Origin of the sequence: Paenibacillus sp. BIC5C1 (assembly GCF_032399705.1) — a bacterium.
GTDB lineage: Bacteria > Bacillota > Bacilli > Paenibacillales > Paenibacillaceae > Paenibacillus > Paenibacillus taichungensis_A.
The window spans coordinates 6,322,014-6,342,026 of sequence record NZ_CP135922.1 but is presented as its reverse complement, the minus strand read 5'-3'; the positions used below and the strand labels follow the sequence as shown (position 1 = coordinate 6,342,026).

15 protein-coding genes are annotated in these 20,013 nt (G+C 47.6%); 13 read left to right on the top strand and 2 right to left on the bottom strand.

The features are described 5' to 3' along the window. The first annotated feature begins 345 nt into the window (after window positions 1-345). From secA to RS891_RS28520, 3 genes are all read left to right on the top strand, one after another. Window positions 346-2,850, top strand: coding sequence for a preprotein translocase subunit SecA (secA, locus tag RS891_RS28530; protein WP_076287627.1), 2,505 nt, complete (start codon window positions 346-348; stop codon window positions 2,848-2,850). Window positions 2,851-3,319: 469 nt separating this feature from the next. Then, window positions 3,320-4,433 (top strand): peptide chain release factor 2 gene (gene prfB / locus RS891_RS28525; protein ID WP_099859210.1). Its coding sequence is split into 2 segments (ribosomal slippage): window positions 3,320-3,391 and window positions 3,393-4,433, totalling 1,113 coding nucleotides; the frame shifts between segments, so codons are not numbered across the junction. 100 nt (window positions 4,434-4,533) lie between these two features. Then, entirely contained in the window at window positions 4,534-5,439 is a 906-nt protein-coding gene (locus RS891_RS28520) for a YitT family protein (RefSeq protein WP_113055797.1), read from the top strand. Window positions 5,440-5,667: 228 nt separating this feature from the next. On the opposite strand, the gene cls is transcribed toward RS891_RS28520, so the two are convergent. Next, window positions 5,668-7,116 (bottom strand): cardiolipin synthase, encoded by a 1,449-nt coding sequence (cls, locus tag RS891_RS28515; protein ID WP_099859211.1) that lies wholly within the window; start codon window positions 7,114-7,116, stop codon window positions 5,668-5,670. A 330-nt stretch (window positions 7,117-7,446) separates the two neighbouring features. Between cls and argC the strand changes: the two genes are divergently transcribed. From argC to argH, 7 genes are all read left to right on the top strand, one after another. Further along, complete coding sequence (argC, locus tag RS891_RS28510; RefSeq protein ID WP_072733584.1) at window positions 7,447-8,496, top strand: N-acetyl-gamma-glutamyl-phosphate reductase; 1,050 nt, start codon at window positions 7,447-7,449, stop codon at window positions 8,494-8,496. Between the two features lie 116 nt (window positions 8,497-8,612). Continuing rightward, the gene (argJ, locus tag RS891_RS28505) at window positions 8,613-9,851 is read left to right on the top strand and encodes a bifunctional glutamate N-acetyltransferase/amino-acid acetyltransferase ArgJ (RefSeq protein ID WP_315793786.1); all 1,239 of its coding nucleotides are present in this window, start codon (window positions 8,613-8,615) and stop codon (window positions 9,849-9,851) included. Window positions 9,852-10,206: 355 nt separating this feature from the next. Next, window positions 10,207-11,046 (top strand): acetylglutamate kinase, encoded by an 840-nt coding sequence (gene argB / locus RS891_RS28500; protein WP_315793785.1) that lies wholly within the window; start codon window positions 10,207-10,209, stop codon window positions 11,044-11,046. A 369-nt stretch (window positions 11,047-11,415) separates the two neighbouring features. After that, entirely contained in the window at window positions 11,416-12,672 is a 1,257-nt protein-coding gene (locus tag RS891_RS28495) for an acetylornithine transaminase (protein ID WP_315793784.1), read from the top strand. A 199-nt stretch (window positions 12,673-12,871) separates the two neighbouring features. Next, window positions 12,872-13,840, top strand: a complete 969-nt coding sequence (gene argF / locus RS891_RS28490) for an ornithine carbamoyltransferase (RefSeq protein WP_315793783.1) — start codon at window positions 12,872-12,874, stop codon at window positions 13,838-13,840. A gap of 85 nt (window positions 13,841-13,925) precedes the next feature. Further along, the gene (locus RS891_RS28485) at window positions 13,926-15,161 is read left to right on the top strand and encodes an argininosuccinate synthase (RefSeq protein WP_063567516.1); all 1,236 of its coding nucleotides are present in this window, start codon (window positions 13,926-13,928) and stop codon (window positions 15,159-15,161) included. Window positions 15,162-15,266: 105 nt separating this feature from the next. Further along, entirely contained in the window at window positions 15,267-16,670 is a 1,404-nt protein-coding gene (gene argH / locus RS891_RS28480) for an argininosuccinate lyase (protein ID WP_315796473.1), read from the top strand. 172 nt (window positions 16,671-16,842) lie between these two features. Here argH and RS891_RS28475 read toward each other — a convergent pair whose 3' ends face one another. Further along, window positions 16,843-17,631, bottom strand: a complete 789-nt coding sequence (locus tag RS891_RS28475; RefSeq protein ID WP_315793781.1) for an alpha/beta hydrolase — start codon at window positions 17,629-17,631, stop codon at window positions 16,843-16,845. 221 nt (window positions 17,632-17,852) lie between these two features. Between RS891_RS28475 and RS891_RS28470 the strand changes: the two genes are divergently transcribed. The 3 genes from RS891_RS28470 to RS891_RS28460 are packed head-to-tail and all read left to right on the top strand — an operon-like array spanning window position 17,853 to window position 19,946. Beyond that, window positions 17,853-18,476, top strand: coding sequence for a YhbD family protein (locus RS891_RS28470; RefSeq protein ID WP_113055789.1), 624 nt, complete (start codon window positions 17,853-17,855; stop codon window positions 18,474-18,476). A gap of 14 nt (window positions 18,477-18,490) precedes the next feature. Continuing rightward, window positions 18,491-19,216, top strand: coding sequence for a polymer-forming cytoskeletal protein (locus RS891_RS28465; protein ID WP_113055788.1), 726 nt, complete (start codon window positions 18,491-18,493; stop codon window positions 19,214-19,216). Window positions 19,217-19,250: 34 nt separating this feature from the next. Then, entirely contained in the window at window positions 19,251-19,946 is a 696-nt protein-coding gene (locus tag RS891_RS28460; protein ID WP_315793779.1) for a hypothetical protein, read from the top strand. The last annotated feature ends 67 nt before the right edge of the window (window positions 19,947-20,013 follow it).

Here is a 20,013-nt window from a genome sequence, read left to right as displayed (position 1 = left end):
TGTGCCGTGGCGTGTTGCGGCGACCCTTACAAACTGTTACAATTTATGCAAGAGAATCATTGTCCTGATGAGGAATTGTCAACGAATGATCGCTAATCATAATCAATGACAGGCACAGCACCATGAACATGATTCATAAGGCTCGGTATTCGGCTTATTTCTAATAACCGGATCCGGTTGAATACCGAATCAGCTTCATGAGGAACCTTGGCAAGCCTGGAGTTGATTCATTTATATTATTTTTATATCGTTTGTCACCCCCGGGCAAGTGGATACATATCCATCCGATGGTGTCGCGCGGCGGCAGCAGGGGGTCTATTCTGTTTTGCACGAAAGGGGTATACCATGCTAGGACTTGTCAAAAAGATCTTCGGCGACATGAACGAACGTGATGTTAAACGTCTGATGAAGACAGTCGATGTGATCAATAAACTGGAACCACAATTTCAGGCTCTGTCTGATGAACAACTGAAATCCAAAACGGAGGAATTCCGTGCCCGCATTGAAAAGGGTGAAACCACGGATGAACTTCTTCCGGAGGCTTTTGCAACCGTACGTGAGGCATCTCGCCGTGTACTGGGCAAACGTCACTATGACGTACAGATGCTCGGAGGCATTGCCCTTCATGAAGGCCGGATTTCAGAGATGAAAACGGGTGAAGGTAAGACACTGGTAGGAACACTCCCGGTATACCTGAATGCATTGATGTCCAAAGGTGTACACGTGGTAACGGTCAATGATTATTTGGCTCAACGGGATAGCCAGGAAATGGGACAAATTTATGAATTCATGGGCATGACCGTAGGGGTTAACCTGAGCGGTATGGACCATGCTTTGAAACAACATGCTTATGCATGTGATATTACGTACGGAACGAATAATGAATTTGGCTTTGACTATTTGCGTGACAACATGGTGTTGTACAAAGAGCAGATGGTACAACGTCCATTGTTCTTCTGTATCATTGATGAAGTGGACTCCATTCTGGTCGATGAGGCGCGTACACCTCTGATCATTTCCGGACAAGCTCAGAAATCCACGGATCTGTACTATGCAGCTGACCGTTTCGTGAAACGTCTGGTTCCAGAAGAAGACTTTACGGTGGACATCAAGGTGAAATCCGTAGCTTTGACTGAAGCTGGTGTGGCGAAAGCTGAGAAAGCATTTGGTATCGAAAACTTGTATGATCATGCCAATGTTACGCTTAACCATCACATCGTACAGGGACTGAAAGCTAACGTAATCATGCGTCGTGACGTCGATTATGTGGTGAGTGATGAAGAAGTACTGATCGTCGATGAGTTCACAGGCCGTTTGATGGCAGGACGTCGTTATAGCGATGGATTGCACCAAGCGATTGAAGCCAAAGAAGGCATTGAAGTACAGAACGAGAGCATGACACTTGCTACGATTACATTCCAGAACTATTTCCGGATGTACCGTAAGCTTGCGGGAATGACGGGTACAGCGAAGACCGAGGAAGAAGAATTCAAAAAAATCTACGGTCTCGAAGTATTGCAAATTCCAACCAACCGTCCGAACAAACGGGATGATATGGCTGATGTGGTGTACAAGAGCATCGATGGCAAGTTCAACGCGGTTGTGGAAGAAATCGTGGCACGTCACAGCAAGAACCAGCCGGTTCTGGTGGGTACAGTTTCCATCGAAAACTCCGAGCGTATTTCCGATATGCTGAAACGCCGTGGTGTACGTCACCAGGTATTGAACGCCAAATATCACGCTGAAGAAGCGGAGATCATCACAGGAGCTGGACAAGCGGGTGCAGTAACGATTGCAACCAACATGGCTGGACGGGGTACGGATATTATCCTGGGCGAAGGTGTAGCTGAAGTGGGCGGCCTTCATATCATCGGTACAGAGCGTCACGAATCTCGCCGGATTGATAACCAACTGCGTGGACGTGCAGGACGTCAGGGTGACCCGGGTTCTACACAGTTCTACCTTTCACTTGGTGATGAACTGATGAGACGTTTCGGTGCAGACAATGTATTGAACATGATGGAGCGTCTAGGTTTTGAAGAAGACCAACCGATTGAGAGCCGGATGATTACCCGTGCGGTAGAGTCGGCACAAAAACGGGTTGAAGGTAATAACTTTGACGTACGTAAAGTCGTTCTCCAATATGATGATGTCATGAACCAACAACGTGAAATTATATATAAACAGCGCCGAGAGGTGCTTGAGTCCGAGAATATCAAACAGATTGTTATGGATATGATCAAGCCTTCCATTGAACGTATCGTTGAAGCTCATTGCAGTGATGACATTCCGGAAAACTGGGAACTGCAGGAAGTTGCAGACTACATGAACAGCAAATTGCTGGATGAAGGCTCAGTAACGAAAGATGATCTGTGGGGCAAAGAAGCAGAAGAGATTATCGACTACCTGTTTGAGAAAGTACAGAACAAGTACAATGCACGAGAAGAGCGAATCGGTGAAGAGATGGTTCGTGAGTTCGAGAAAGTGGTTGTGCTTCGCGCAGTAGATAGCAAATGGATGGATCATATTGATGCGATGGATCAATTGCGTCAAGGTATCCACCTTCGTGCCTACGGCGGTACAGATCCACTGCGTGAGTACCAGTTTGAAGGCTTCGAAATGTTCCATCAGATGATCGCTTCGATTCAGGAAGAAGTGGCAACTTATGTGATGAGAGCACAAATCGAGAGCAATCAGGAGCGTCAAGCGGTTGTTGACGAAAGCCAGATCTCGACAAGCGGCGAACCTACAGAGAAACGTCCGGTAAAAGTGTCTGACCAAATCGGACGCAACGATGCTTGTCCATGTGGCAGCGGCAAAAAGTTTAAACATTGCCACGGTCAAGAGTAGTTAAAGGATTCTCTTATGTATAAGTTGAACTATACATTTACACGAGAACGTAGAGGACAGAAATAAGCTGGAGAAGCGGAGCTAAAAGCTTTCTGAAAGAAAGCTACATCGGAAGCATACGCTTCGCCTTTATCCCCGGATTTTCACCTTTGAAAAAGGAAATCAAAAAATCTGGGGATAACAGCGATCGGAAGGTTGTTCTGTCATCGGAGTGGTAAGGTGTAACGAATGCTGGCTCAACTTAAATAGAATGACATGAACGGCTCCTTGCAGCCGGGTATTTCAAATGATCAAATGAAGGATGCATAACCTGTAATTGGTGCATAGTTATAACTATGTGACCAAGATCATGGAGAAGAGGATTGCCGACATAAAGGTAACCTAGACTCCAAGGTGAAGCATCGGATACTTGATCTGGAGGAATACCCTGGATGCGGGGAGCTTATCTTAATGAAAAGAGGAATTGCACATGATCGATCCAAGCGTGAAGCAGGACCTGCGTGAAATAGGCAAGAAACTAACAAATCTTAGGGGGTCTCTTTGACTTAGATCTTAAGCAAGAGATGATTGAGAACTTCGAAGTGAAGATGTCCGCCCCGGATTTCTGGGATGATAATGATAAGGCACAATCCTTAATCGCCGAGCTCAATGCGGTGAAGGGATCTGTGGACCAATATACCAAGCTGCAGCAGGATTATGATGATGCGGTCATGATGGCAGAACTGGCTGACGAAGAAGGCGATGATGATCTGGCTGTGGAGATCGGTAACAGCGTGACAGCCATTGTGAGCAAGGTAGAAGAGTTTGAGCTACAGCTTCTCCTGAATCAGCCGTATGACAAGATGAATGCCATTCTTGAGCTTCACCCAGGTGCTGGCGGTACCGAGTCACAGGACTGGGGACAGATGCTGATGCGGATGTATACACGCTGGGCCGAGAAGCGTGGCTTCAAGGTTGAGGTATTGGATTATCTGGCAGGAGATGAAGCAGGGATCAAGAGTGTCACGCTATCCATCAAGGGGCACAATGCTTATGGGTATCTGAAAGCCGAAAAGGGTGTCCACCGATTGGTGCGGATCTCACCATTTGACTCCTCCGGACGCAGGCATACTTCCTTCGTATCCTGTGATGTGGTTCCTGAGATTGATGACACGATTGAATTGGATATTCGAACAGAAGATCTCAAGATCGATACGTACCGTGCGAGCGGCGCGGGTGGACAGCATATCAATACCACCGACTCAGCTGTACGGATTACTCACTTACCAACAGGTGTAGTTGTAACTTGTCAGAATGAACGGTCACAGATTAAGAACCGTGAGCGAGCGATGACGATGCTTCGTTCCAAATTGTATGAACGTAAAATTGAAGAACAAAAACAACAGCTGGACGAAATCCGAGGAGAACAGTCGGATATTGCGTGGGGTAGCCAGATTCGGTCCTATGTGTTCCATCCCTATAGTATGGTAAAGGATCACCGTACGAGCGTGGAGACTGGAAACACAGGAGCAGTAATGGATGGCGACCTCGATGGATTCATCGATGGTTATTTGCGCAGCCAGATTAAAGTAGATACCGATTAATCAAAAGTTCCTGTATAGACCCGATACGTGTAGGCGTATGCTGGGTGTATACAGGGGCTTTTTTTTGAGCATATATACAAAAAAAGGAGAGCAAGATGACATGCAACAGCAACAGCAGTTACACAATAACCGCAAGAAGAGGCTAACCACGCTCATTCCCCTGAACGGCCCATGGAGAAACGTTGTAGATACCGTATCCATTATTTTAGGTTCGTTTTTGATTGCCATGGCCTTTAATTTATTTTTACTTCCGAATCAGATTGCTTCAGGTGGGGTATCTGGGTTATCGATATTGGGGAAACATTGGCTGGGACTTGAGCCGGCATATACCCAGTGGGCTATTAATATTCCGCTTCTGATTGCGGGTTTTCTCCTGATTGGCAAGCAGTATGGCATACGTTCTGTTCTCGGCAGCATTGTACTGCCACTGTTTGTATACCTCACGAAAGACTGGACCGTTCCAACAACAAATCCGTTGCTTGGTTCACTCTATGGAGGAATTGGGGTGGGTCTCGGGATTGGGATCGTATACCGGGGTAGAGGTTCAACAGGGGGCATGAGCATTCTGGCCAGGATCGTACAAAAATATAGTGGACTAAGTTACTCTCTTTGCGTTGTGATGATGGATGCTACGGTCATTATTATGGCTGCCTTTGTATTGTCATTGGAACAGTCACTCTTTGCTCTGATCGGGTTATACGTTACCGGTAAAGTCATTGATGCCGTCGAGATGGGGCTTGGTAACTCGAAGGTTGCTTATATTATTTCCAACCAGACCGAACCAATTACGAAGGTGATTCTGGACGATCTGGATCGCGGACTGACGAAGCTGGAGGCAAAAGGTGGTTACACCGACGATCAGCGAACTGTACTGATGGTCGTCGTCGGACAGAATGAGGTGCCTAGACTGAAAGCGTTGATCCGGTCCGTCGACCCGGGGGCTTTTGTCATTATTAGCAATGCGCATGAAGTACTGGGCGAAGGCTTTAAGCGTGGGGAATTATAAGTTAAAGCGAGTAGGACACTCTAACAATGAACTTAACATTCATTTCCACATGATAACGGAGAGCGGTGTAGTGGTCATTCGTTTAACTTATAAGAAAGTAAATATATAATCTAAAAAAGCAGGTACTCCTCCACCAGACATAGCTGGAAAGGAAGCACCTGCTTTTTGTTTTGTCTTTTGGAACGAAAATCACTGTACTACTTACTGTATCTGCTATAACTACTGTATTTACAGAATCGGAGACAGCAGACGAGAAATCGCTTCTTTGAAGCGGATTTTCACACTGCGTTTATTGTATTCCTCCAGCGTCATCTCACGGGATACAAGAAGATCATGCTCAAACGTCTGTACAAGAGTAGTCGCAATCGCCTCATCATACATAAATGCATTGACCTCAAAGTTCAATCGGAAGCTGCGGTAATCAATATTAGCGGTTCCCACAGATGCGACCATACTGTCGATAATGAGCGTTTTGGCATGAATAAAGCCGTTATCGTAGATAAACACGGTTGCTCCCACCTTTAACAACTCACCGATATAAGATAGCGTAGCCCAATATACAAAGGCGTGATCCGGCTTATTTGGAATCATAATGCGAACATCAATTCCTGACAGGCACGCAAGACGAATGGCTTCGAATACACTGGCATCTGGAATAAAGTAAGGCGTCTGAATCAGAATCGAATGTTTGGCTCCATTAATCATTTTCAGATAACTGTTCTTGATATGCTCTGTCTCTGCATCCGGTCCGCTGGATACAATCTGCATGGCAGTTGTTCCTGTGCCCTCAATATGCGGGAAATGTGCCGGAACATATGGGGTATCGTGCTGCTTGGACGCTTCATTCCAATCGAGAAGAAAACGGGTCTGAAGAGCATGAACAGCATTACCCTGAATACGCAAATGAGTATCGCGCCAGTAACCGAACTTCGAATTCAAGCCGAGATATTCATCCCCTACATTAAACCCGCCTGTATATCCAAGGTTGCCATCAATGATGACGATTTTACGGTGATTTCGGTAGTTCATACGCAGGTTGATCAGACTGAATTTGGATGGGAAAAAGACCTCAACCAAACCGCCTGCTTCGCGCAATTCTTTGAAAAAGCGTTTGGATACCCGCCGTGATCCCAGCGCGTCATACAGCAGACGAACTTTGACACCTTCGCGTGCTTTACGAATAAGTGCATCCCGGATTCTTTTGCCGAGTCGGTCGCCTCTATAAATGTAGTATTGCACATGAACATGATCTTTCGCTGCCTCGATATCATCGAGCAACCGCTGAAATTTGTCTGTTCCGTCGGTAATAATCTCGACCGCATTGTCTTCGGTCAATAGAGCATCGTTTTGCTTCAGGTTCATATAAATCATGTCCTGACTACTCTCTGTCGCTTGATTACGGAAAGGTGTTCTATTGTCTTGCAGCTGTGCAAGCTGGGCAGCAATACGTTCTTCAAGTCCGAGCTTCTTGCGCTCTTTCCACTGGAAAAGTCGGTAGCGCGTCAGGTTTTGCCCTGTTAATAAGTAGAGTACAAACCCGAACACCGGAATAAAGTTCAAGACGAGCAGCCAAGCCCAGGATGCACTGGCATCCTTTCGTTCGAAGAAAACGACCGCTGCTGCGAAAATAATATTCAGGCCCAGGAGTACAACAAGTAAAATGGATTCGATATGCACTGTAGTCCCCCATGTCTCATAATGACCATCATGAATCCATTCATAAACCCTTCAACGTGTAGATTGATTATGAAATAGACCCTGGTTGTAATGTTTCCTATAATACGTATTTTAGCAGAAGTATACGGGTTCGTCCGCAGATGTTGGAAAGATATGTTCGGAAGCGATGAGAATCCATGTAAAATTGATGATAGAGTGTTGTATTTATATAACTAGAGTCGTATAATAATACACAAATATGCATAGAAGCGACGGCATTGCTGTATGAAAGCTCATTGGGAGCAAGAGAACAGTATAAGTAGCGCATACGAAAAGATTGGGGGAGCGAGAGTGAATAACAAATTAAAAGTGGCAATCGTCGGTTCCACCGGCTACGGCGGGGTGGAGCTGATTCGTTTTTTCCAGAACCATCCGCAGGTTGAAATTACTTCGGTAATCTCTTCATCCAGCAGTGGTGAGTCCATCGCAGATGGATTCCCGCATTTGACGGACGTGATTCAGAGGCCACTCGACGGCGTAGACCCGGCTGAGATCGCAAGTCGTGCAGATCTGGTGTTCACAGCAACCCCGTCTGGTGTAAGCGCGAAGCTCGTTCCGAGCCTGCTTGAAGCAGGTCTTAAGGTCATTGATCTGTCTGGAGATTTCAGACTCAAGGATGGAACGGTTTATGAAGAGTGGTATAAACATCCGGCACCATCTGCTTCATTGCTGGAACAGGCGGTATACGGCATGGCAGAGGTGTATGGCGACGAAGTGAAAGGCAAGAACTTTATTTCAAACCCAGGCTGCTACCCAACGGCTACGTTACTCGGATTAATTCCAGCTGTTGAAGCGGGATGGATTGATCCTTCCAGTATCATCATTGATGCCAAATCCGGCGTATCGGGTGCGGGACGGGGAACAAGTCTGACGAATCATTATGCAGAAATGAATGAGAATTTCAAAGCATATAAACTGAACAAACATCAGCATATTCCCGAAATTGAGCAAGTGTTGGGGAATATCACTGGAACTCCGGTAACAGTAACGTTCACAACTCAACTGGTGCCGATGACGCGTGGAATTATGAGTACGATGTATGCCAATTTAACTGGTGAGCACAGCGACCGTGAAATCGTTGATCTGTACCGTAAATATTATGAGAATCGTCCGTTCGTGCGTGTACGTGAGCCGGGGATCTGGCCTTCAACGAAGGAAGTGTACGGATCGAACTATTGTGATATCGGATTTGCGGCTGATCCTCGTACAGGTCGTTTGACGATTATTTCGGTCATCGACAACCTGGTAAAAGGTGCATCCGGGCAAGCCATTCAAAATATGAACCTGATGATGGGATGGGAGGAGAACCTCGGGCTGAACATGACGCCGGTATATCCATAAGGTTTGAATCATTGGGAGTGCGCTTAGACGTGCTCTCGAAACCATGTGGGGAAGACGGATCAGGCAAAGCAAGCGGACAATCGGCATGCGGCCGAACGCATAACGGGGGATAACATATGGGAACCAATGTGGAGCAAAAGGCTTTTACTATAGTTGAGAACGGAACGATTGTAACCCCGCGCGGGTTCACTGCTGGTGGACTGCACTGCGGATTGAAAAAAACGTCTCGTAACGACATCGGAGCGATCCGCTGTGACGTGCCGGCAACTGCAGCTGCGGTGTATACAACGAACGTATTCCAAGCCGCACCTCTGAAAGTCACACGTGAGAGCTTGAGCAATGGACGCCTCCAGGCAGTCATTGTGAATAGCGGGAATGCCAATGCTTGTACTGGACAACAAGGTGAAGAGGATGCCTACGCCATGCGTACGGCGGCTGCACGTGAATTGGGAGTAGCAGAAGAGGATGTTGCTGTCGCTTCCACAGGTGTCATTGGTGAATTGCTGAAGATGGACGCTGTACACTCGGGGATTACCGCACTTCCGGCTCATTTGGGTGGCGAAGTGAATGAGGCTGAACAGTTCTCCCAGGCTATCCTGACAACCGATTTGGTGAAAAAAGAAGCCTGCGTCTCCGTTGAGGTGAACGGCAAAACGATTACGATTGCTGGTGCCGCCAAAGGATCGGGGATGATTCATCCAAATATGGCGACCATGCTGGCTTTTATGACTTCTGACGCGGTCATTAGTGCAGAAGCGTTGCAGCGCCTGCTGCGTCAGGCGACCAATCATACATTTAACATGATTACAGTGGATGGAGATACGAGCACGAACGACATGCTGGTAGCAATGTCCAGCGGTCTGGCAGGTAACGAAGAACTGACCGTGGAACATCCGGATTGGGATGCTTTTGCTGCCGGATTTACTTATGTGTGTGAGGTCCTTGCCAAAGCCATTGCGCGTGATGGCGAAGGAGCAACCAAGCTGGTAGAAGTACAGGTAACGGGTGCCGTAAGTGATGAATCCGCGCAAGCTATTGCTAAGACCGTCATTGGGTCCAGCCTGGTGAAATCCGCCATGTTTGGCGCGGATGCCAACTGGGGACGAATCATTGCAGCTGTAGGGCGTGCAGGACAGCCGGTGAACCCGGAGACCGTTGATATCCGTCTGGGTGACATCACTGTACTTGAACAATCCCGTCCGGTCGTATTCGACGAAGAAGCGGCGCTGGCCTACTTGCAGACCGATACTGTACGGATTGTGGTCGATCTGCACCACGGCGACGGAACAGCCATTGCTTGGGGCTGTGACCTGACGTACGACTATGTACGAATTAACGCGGCATACCGCACGTAATATTTTGTGGTTAGTTTTAGTTAATCTAGCAGCTTCATTATTGAAAAGCTGCTTTACAAAAATATGTAGAACATTTATAAGGATTAAACTTTTTGAGTTTGATATTGACGGGGTTAGTGAAAAAGTCGGAATCGATTCTGTAGAAGCGTAGCGTTCGCCTAAAAGCTTTCTGAAAGAAAGCTGCATCGGAAGCATAAGCTGTCTCCGAGTTTTTCCCCTTAGAGAAGGGGAAGCCAAAAAACTTGGAGACAACAGCGATCGAAAGAACGATCCGGATTCGGAACGTCAGCCGAAGAATATTGCATCAATGAAGTGTTAATCTCGTTAAAACATTTGAATTGAAAGGAGTGCCCTCATGAATTCAACATTGCAAAATGAGAGTATCGGAACAGAGGCAGGTGCCGAGAAGCAGACGTTTGTAATGAAATGCGGAGGCAGCACGCTGGCGGCGTTGCCTGAATCCTTTTTTGCAGATCTGCGTGATTTGCAGTCCCAGGGAACTCAGCCTGTCATCGTACATGGCGGCGGTCCTGCGATCTCGGATAACTTGGCGAAGCTCGGTATTGAGACCGAATTCGTAAACGGATTGCGCAAAACAACAGAACCTGTGCTGGACGTCGTGGAGATGGTTCTTGCGGGGAGCATTAACAAACAGATCGTACGTCTAATCCAACGTGTTGGTGGACGTGCGCTGGGATTGTCGGGTGTGGACGGTGGTTTGATCCAGGCAAAACCGGTTAGCAACCATGCAGAGATTGGTTGGGTAGGTGACGTAACAGGCGTTAATGCGGAGATTATTCAAGGCATCGTAAACATGGGATATATGCCAGTTATCGCGCCAGTTGGTGTGGATGCCTCTGGCCAGCGTTATAACATCAACGCAGATACAGCCGCAGGTGCGGTAGCTTCCCATCTCGGAGTGAGTCGGATGATCGTAGTGACTGATGTCCCTGGCATTATGAAGAATGTAGGTGGCGAGAAAAAAGTGCTGCCATCCGTCTCTGTACAGGAGATCGAGGATATGATCCAAACCGGAGAAATCTATGGCGGCATGATTCCAAAGGTACGTGCAGCCATCGCTTGTATTCACGGCAAAGTGCGTGAAGTCATCATCGTAGATGGAAGCGAACCACAGATTCTGAGCCGTGTGCTTGGCGGAGAAACCATCGGAACCCGAATTATCCGTATGCAATAATTATTCTCAGTGCGCTAGTGTCTTCATGGTCTTATAGTAAATAAAAAAATATGTGCATCGCTTTTTTATATAAGAAATCTAATATTACACACACAATAACGTAGGGTGCAGAACCAATCTGAAGAATAAAAATGCATAACGTAGAGGACAGAAATAACCTGAAGAAGCGAAGCGTGCGCCTTTATCCCCGGATTTTCCCCTTTAAGGATCAATCAAAAAAATCCGGGGATAACAGCGATCGAAAGGTTGTTCTGTCATCGAAGTGGAGTATGCGTACGTTCAAAAGATGGTCCTGCAATCGGAGTGGTCTAGTGTAAATTATAGCTCTTATATGATTGCCGTTGCACCAACCAATAGGAGTGATAGGTGATGGCAAAAGGCAATGAACAGCCAGGTTCTGGCACAGCAGTAGCGGGCGTAGCAGCGACGGGTGCAGCGGCACAGACGGAAAGCTCTCTTTTCCAAACGTATGCGCGTTATCCAATTAGTTTGGTCAAAGGTAAAGGCAGCTGGCTGTGGGATGATCAGGGCAATCGTTATCTTGATTTCATGTGCGGGTTGGCTGTAACGAGTCTGGGCCATGCACCGGAGAAAGTCGGAGCCAAGCTGAAAGCTCAGATTGATGAGCTATGGCATGTCTCCAACCTGTTCCAGATTCCCGGTCAGGAAAAAGCGGCAGCTTTGTTGACAGCAAATACGTGCGCAGACGCCGTATTCTTCTGTAACAGTGGTGCAGAAGCGAATGAAGCGGCAATCAAACTGGCTCGTCGCTATCACCAGAAGGTAAAAGGCACAGGTCGGTACGAAGTCATTACATTTGCCCAATCCTTCCACGGACGGACACTCGCAACTTTGACAGCAACTGGGCAGGATAAGGTGAAAGAAGGATTTTTGCCATTGCCAGCCGGATTCGTAACCGTACCATTGCATGACACAGCGGCTCTCGAAGCGGCAATCGGACCCAATACAGCAGCGATCATGCTGGAGATGGTCCAAGCTGAGGGCGGCGTGTATCCGGTCAAACCAGATTTTGTCCACCACGTTCGCAAACTGTGTGAAGAGCACGGATTGCTGCTGATTGTAGACGAAGTACAGACCGGAATGGGACGTACAGGCAAACTGTTCGCGCATGAGCATTATGGCATTGAGCCGGACATTTTCACGGTAGCCAAAGGTATTGGTAGTGGATTCCCTGTAGGTGCGATGCTAGGTAAAGGTTATCTGAAGGATGCGTTTACTGCAGGCAGTCATGCAACAACATTTGGCGGTACACCGCTTGCTTCCTCCGTTGTCATTGCAACGATTGAAACCATGCTCGAAGATCACCTGCCTGAGCGTGCAGCTGAAATGGGCGAATACCTGATGAACTCTCTGCGGGAGCGTTTGGCTGGTAATTCGTTTGTAAAAGAAGTTCGGGGTATGGGGCTGCTTGTTGGAATCGAATGTGCTGAAGCAGTAGGCGACATCGTGCTTGCTGGTCAGAAACGAGGCATTCTCTTTGTATCCGCAGGGCCGAATGTCATTCGTCTGCTTCCAAACTTGTATGTGAGCAAGGAAGAGATCGATGAGGCGGTATCCTTGGTAGCTACGTTGATTGAAGAGCATGTGGCTGCGAAGAACGCTTAATAAGACTTTATACCACCTTTCTGACTTGGGGCCTTCGCGGGCCTCGAGCGGAACCAAAATGATGAATCATGAATCCCTGTAGCCGCGCGGTAAACTAGCGGAAGACGAAAGTGAGCAGCCGGATGGCAAGATCTCAACCTTCTATACTCTTCTGCCCATGCGGGTGCAGGGAACCGGAAATAAGGAGGACAATACGAACATGACACAAGCACAACAGACGGAAAAGGTACAGAAGGTCAATCTTAGAGGCCGTGATTTTATTGAATTTACAGATTATACAGCGGAGGAAATCCGTTATTTGCTGGATCTTGCGATCGAGATTAAAGGCAAACAAAAAAACGGTGTACCGTATCAGCCACTGCAAGGCAAAACGATCGGACTCATTTTTGAAAAATCATCTACACGTACCCGTGTATCCTTTGAAGTTGGCATGTTCCAATTGGGCGGACACGCGCTCTTCCTGAGCAAAAATGATATCCAACTCGGTCGCGGGGAAACGACACATGATACAGCCAAAGTCTTGTCACGTTACCTGGACGGCATCATGATTCGTACCTTTGGACACCATAATGTGACTGAACTGGCCCAACATGCGGATATTCCAGTTATTAACGGCCTGAGCGATGCAGCACATCCATGCCAAGTACTCGCAGACTTCCAAACTGTATTGGAGCACAAAGGCAAGCTGGAAGGTTTGAAAATGGCATATGTCGGAGACGGCAATAACATGGCGCATTCCCTAATGCTTGGTGCAGCGAAGATGGGTATGCATGTTGCAGTAGCGACTCCGAAAGGCTATGAGCCTGATAGCGCAGTCGTAGAGCAGGCGCGCGGCATTGCACAGGAAAGCGGCTCACAGGTGACAGTAACGTACAGTGCACAGGAAGCTGTGAAGGATGCAGATATCGTGTATACGGATGTATGGGCGAGCATGGGTTTTGAAGAGGAACAGAAGATTCGTGAACAAGCATTCGCTGCGTATCAGGTGGATGAGGAACTGATGAAAGGCGCGAAGCCGGATTATATGTTCCTGCACTGCCTGCCAGCTCACCGCGGAGAAGAAGTGAGTGCTGGAGTAATTGACGGTCCAAACTCCCTGATCTTTGATCAGGCGGAGAACCGACTGCATGCGCAGAAAGCATTGATGGCTTCGTTAATGAGTGAATAGATGCTGTTTGCCTGAATGGGTTGATTTTAGGCACAGATTTCGCGATGATAGATTAAGCAACTGAACTTGGGGAGGACCATCGAACATGGCTAAGGAAAAAATTGTACTCGCTTATTCTGGCGGGTTGGACACATCTGTAATTTTGAAATGGTTGAAAGAAACATATGATGCGGAGATTATTGCATTTACGGCGGATATCGGACAAAAGGATGAACTGGACGGCCTTGAGGAAAAAGCTCTCGCTACAGGCGCTTCCAAAGTGTATATCGACGATCTGCGCGACGAGTTCGCGAAAGATTTCATCTATCCAATGTTCCAAGCGGGTGCCCTTTATGAAGGACAATATCTGCTTGGTACAAGTATCGCACGTCCACTGATCGCTAAACGTATGGTGGATATCGCTCGTGCAGAAGGCGCTACAGCGATTGCTCACGGCGCTACGGGTAAAGGAAATGACCAGGTTCGTTTTGAGCTGAACGCCGCTGCGCTGACACCAGACATTCAAGTCATCGCGCCTTGGCGTCTCGAAGAGTTCCGCAACCAGTTCCCGGGACGTGCCGAAATGATCGCTTACGCTGAAAAACACGGCATTCCGGTAACCGCATCGGCGGCTAAACCTTACTCCACAGACCGTAACCTGCTGCATATCAGCTATGAGAGCGGCGTGCTGGAAGATCCTTGGTTCGATCCAAGTGCGGACGAGAACAAAGACATGTTCTTGCTGAGCAGTGCACCTGAAGATGCACCAGATCAAGCGGAATATGTTGAACTTGAATTCGAACAAGGCGACTGTGTTGCACTGAACGGTGAGCGCCTGAGCCCACTGCAAGTGATGGAGCAACTGAACGAGCTGGGTGGCAAGCATGGTATCGGCCGTGTGGACATGGTAGAGAACCGCTTCGTCGGCATGAAGAGCCGTGGTGTATACGAGACACCAGGTGGAACGATTCTGTTCACGGCACACCGCAAAATGGAATCCATCACAATGGATCGTGAAGTCATGAACCTGCGTGATAGCCTGATCACACGTTACAGCACACTCGTTTACAACGGCTTCTGGTTCGCACCGGAACGTCTGGCGCTGCAAGCGCTGGTGACCGAAAGTCAGAAAAATGTAACAGGTACCGTTCGAGTGAAACTGTATAAAGGCAACATCATCGGCGCAGGCGTGAAAAGCCCTGTCAGCCTGTACAACCCGGACATTGCCACAATGGAAGCTGATCCAACACAAGCATACGATCAAGGGGATGCAACGGGCTTTATCCGCCTGAATGCATTGCGTTTGAAAGTAAATTCCGGTGTGGAACAAAACAAAAACTAATTGCATCAGGCATATAAAGCATCACGATAATAACTGACAAGGCGGGCCGTTCTTGCACATCTGGCAGGAGCGGCTTTGTCCATGAGCGAAAGGGGAGTACTCACTGTGAGCAAGCTGTGGGGAGGACGTTTTACCAAACAAACCAATCACCTGGTTGAGGAATATACCGCGTCAATCAACTTTGACAAAGCTTTAGCCGAGGAAGATATTCAAGGAAGTCTGGCTCATGTAACAATGCTGGGCAAATGCGGCATTCTGCCAGCAGAGGATGTAGAAACGATCAAGGAAGGTTTGATCACAGTTCTGCATAAAATCCGTGCAGGCGAAGTGGAATTCTCCGTATCGGATGAAGACATCCACATGAACATTGAGAAAAACCTGATCGATACCATCGGCCCTGTGGGCGGCAAATTACATACAGGACGCAGCCGGAATGACCAAGTGGCAACGGATATGCACTTGTACTTGCGTGAGCGCGTGGTTGGGTTTGTTGGCATGCTGCATTCGTTGCAGGAAGCGCTGATCGGACAAGCCAAAGACAATCTTGATACGATTGTACCGGGGTATACGCATCTTCAACGTGCACAACCGATTCTGTTCGCCCATCATCTGATGGCGTATGTATCGATGTTCCAACGGGATGCAGAGCGTCTGATGGATAGCTACAAACGCATTAACGTGCTGCCACTGGGTGCAGGTGCGCTTGCAGGCACAACGTTCCCAATTGATCGTCATTTTGTGGCGGAACAACTGGGCTTCGATGGTGTGTACGAGAACAGTCTGGACGCGGTCAGTGACCGTGACTTTATCGTGGAGTTCCTGGCAGCCGCTTCGCTGATCATGACTCACTTGTCCCGTCTGAGCGAAGAGTTGGTCCTGTGGAGCAGCACGGAGTTTGGTTTTGTTGAACTGGATGACGCATTCTGCACAGGCAGCAGCATTATGCCACAGAAAAAAAATCCGGACGTTCCGGAACTTGTTCGTGGTAAAACAGGGCGTGTGTACGGCAACCTGATCGGTTTGCTGACCGTGTTAAAATCTCTGCCGCTCGCGTACAACAAGGACATGCAGGAAGACAAAGAAGGTATGTTTGACACGGTAGCGACGCTGGAAGGCGCACTTCAATTGTTCGCTCCGATGATTGCGACGATGACGGTCAACAAGGGTCGGATGCGTCAAGCGGTCAATCAGGATTTCTCGAACGCTACGGATATTGCGGACTTCCTCGTGGGCGAAGGTTTGCCTTTCCGTCAGGCCCATGAGGTTATTGGGAAAACCGTATTGTACTGTATCCAGAACGGCAAGTATCTGCTGGATCTGACCATCGATGAATTCCGTCAATTCTCCCCATTGTTCGATGAGCGTATTTACGATGTGCTGCAACCAGAAGCGGTTGTAAATGCTCGTAATGTGTACGGCGGAACAGCTTCGAACCAGGTGACTGAGGCGATTGGACGTAGTGAAAAGGTGCTTGAAATTACGGAGCAATGGATCACCAATCGGGGTTAATCACGCGCATTTACTATAATGAAATAAAGATATACAACGCAAAAGCAGGCCGAGAATTTTTCTCAAGGGCCTGCTTTTTTGTGTGTGACAACGATTTAGATATTTTCAACTCAACATTTACACGTTAACAACGATCGGAAGGTTGTTCTGTCATTGGAGTGCTCCTGTTCGGCTATTCACGTTCACGTAAAGGCAACCATTTCAGCACATTCTGAATCTTCTCGTCCCAATATCCCCAGTCATGTCCACCGGGTTCTTCCTCGTACGTCAGCTGGAAATCTGTCTGTGCACAAGCTTGACGGAACGTTTGATTCTCGTCATACAGGAAGTCCTCTGTCCCACAGCATTGGTAGAGCAAAGGTTTTGGACCCTGACTTGCTTTGCTTTCTTCGAGCAGATGCAGCAAGTCATTCTCCGAACCTTTAATTTCTGCTCCGAAAATCCGTTTGAACTCAGCATCACTTAATGCCTTAACAATTCGGTTATCCATATGCGCTACCATGTCGAGTGCTCCAGACAAACTTGCCGCAGCGGCGTATTGCTCCGGTTTGTGAAGTGCCAGCTTGAATGCTCCGTAGCCACCCATGGACAAGCCAGCAACAAAGTTGTCCTCACGTTTGTGTGATAGTGGGAAGAAGGAACGTGCAAGTGCAGGCAGCTCTTCACTGATGAATGTCCAGTAGCGTCCGCCTTCCGCCATATCCGTATAGAAGCTGCGATGTACCTGAGGCATCACAACGGCAATACCAAGGTCCGCAACATATCGTTCGATGGATGTACGGCGCAGCCAAATGGAGTCATCATCCGATAGCCCGTGCAGCAGATACAGCGTGGGATGTAACCCTTGGCCGGATACGTTCTCCATGCCAATCTGATTGTGGGTCTGTTGTGGAAGAATAACATGCATACTGGTGCTTAGACCAAGCGTGTCAGAGTAAAAGTCACATTTAATAAGTGCCATATATATGAGAAACCCCTTTCATAAGTCCATTAACGATGTGTTCTGACCCGATTCTATAGGAAGGGATCTGAATCCATAATGGTTCCATAGTGTCTATAATAAACAGGTTAAACGCAAAGTCTTTTCATTGCAATAATAAGAAATTAACCACTAGTTATTCGCCTTCTTTACAGCGTAACAATGTTATGTTACACTGTGTTCAACACAAAGGGGGACCATATATGACGGATGATTTGATCTCCAAAAAAGAATTGCTGGACCTGACGGGTATCTCCTACGGCCAGTTGTACCGCTGGAAGCGGAAAAATCTCATTCCGGAGGAATGGTTTATTCGGAAGTCGTCCTATACGGGACAAGAAACTTTTTTTCCAAAACAACAGATTTTACTGCGGATTGACAAGATTCTCAATATGAAAGACGGCTTGTCGCTGGATGAACTGGCAGATGTGTTTTCACCAACTTTGGGTGAAGTGGAAATGTCCGCTCAAGAGCTGTTAGAGCGAAACATTGTTTCGAATATTTCGCTTGAGCTGTTGAAAGAAGCGGGTCGGGAGCAGCGGCTGTATGCTTTGGAGCAGATTATGATGCTTTACGTACTTGATAAGCTGCTAATGAGCGGAGATATTACCCGGCAGGAGGGTTCGCTGCTGATCGATGTCATGTCCGAGCACTACTATCGTTTCACAGGCAAACCAAGCGAACTGGTGCTTATTCGCAAGATGGGTGTTCCTTCCTTCATGCTGGTCACGGCAGGAACAGAGCTTTATTTTGACAATGGAGTGAAGGTTGTTCTCAGGCAGTCCATGGGAACGTTCATGGAAGAGCTAAAACTCAAATTGGGATAAGGAGAGGATCATATATGGAGGAACGTAATTTGCGCAATGATCTGAACGTAGCGGGCATGAGCCAAACGGCAGGCGGGAATTTTCACCGGGTATCCATTGATGGAATGGCTAAGGTAAACGGTAACCTGGACTGTACGTCCCTGAATGTGAATGGAACAATGAAGATGCACGGAGCTTTGAGCTCTGAGAGTGCAACGATCAACGGTATGTGCACGCTGAACGGCCCCTTGATTAGTTCTCGTGTTCGTGTGGACGGTTTGACAACCATTAATGGAGACCTCCGAAGTCCTGAGCTAGAAGTTAACGGGAAGTGTACTGTACGTGGTCGGGTAGATGGGGAACGGATAGATATTGGTGGTGTAATCGATATTGAAGGCGACGTACAATGTGAGACCCTGAACGTACAGGGCAATATTAAAATTAGTGGCTTTCTGAATGCGGGGACGGTAGAGATCAGACTGCATACATCTTCTTCGGCCAAAGAAATTGGCGGGGAACGCATCGATATTCGTCGTAAGGAACAGACTGGTTTTTGGAAAAGTATTGGTCTGGGTGGTACCCCGTCCTTCAAGACATCTTTGATTGAGGGGGATGAAATCGTGCTGGAAGATACCGAGGCTGATATTGTTCGTGGCAGCAAGGTTCATATTGGTCGCGGCTGTAACATCAGGTTGGTTGAATATTCGGGTGAACTAGAGGTTGATCCAGATGCCAAGGTGGGCAGCAGTCAGCGGATTTGAATTTTGATATGAAAAGAAAAGGGATGTGATCGATTTGAATAACCATTTTGCTGGTTCGTTGGATAAAAAACATGACATTAGCATCATCGGCGACGGCAGTTCTTCTGGCGGTGTATACGGCAAGGTCAAGGTAGTGGGAGATTCGTCATTTAACGATAATCTGTTCTGTGATCAATTCAAATGCACCGGCACATCCGTCATATACGGATCTCTTGAATCAACCGATATCAAAATTACGGGAACCCTTACCCTGAAAGAGCGATCTGATGTTGGTTCCGATGAACAGGAAGGCAATCATGCTTCTAACCTGTATGCAAAAGCTGAACATATGAAAGTAGTAGGCGAGCTTCATGTATCAGGTGATTGTCAGGTGGAGAATATGAAGTTGAATGGCCGTTTCACGATAACGGGTATGCTCAGTGCCGAAAGTATGACACTCAAAATTATGGGTCCATCCGAGGTCAAGGAAATGGGCGGTTCCATCATTTCAGTGAAGAGTTCGCGGGGAAAACTGCTGGAGGGTTTGTTCACTGGTAACAAGTCTATTCTCAAGGCCGATCTGATCGAAGGCGACGAAATTGAACTTGAGAGCACGGAGGCCGAGGTTGTACGAGGAGATAAAATAAAAATTGGCCAAGGCTGCCGAATTGGTACGGTGGAATACCGCTCTTCTCTGCAAATTCATCCGCAATCGGAAGTTTTGGTGCAAAGCAATCGGTCCTTGGACTGATTATCCGCCGTAACTTTTCGGATATACTAATTCAGTCATATGAATCGGATGTGAATGGGAGAGATTG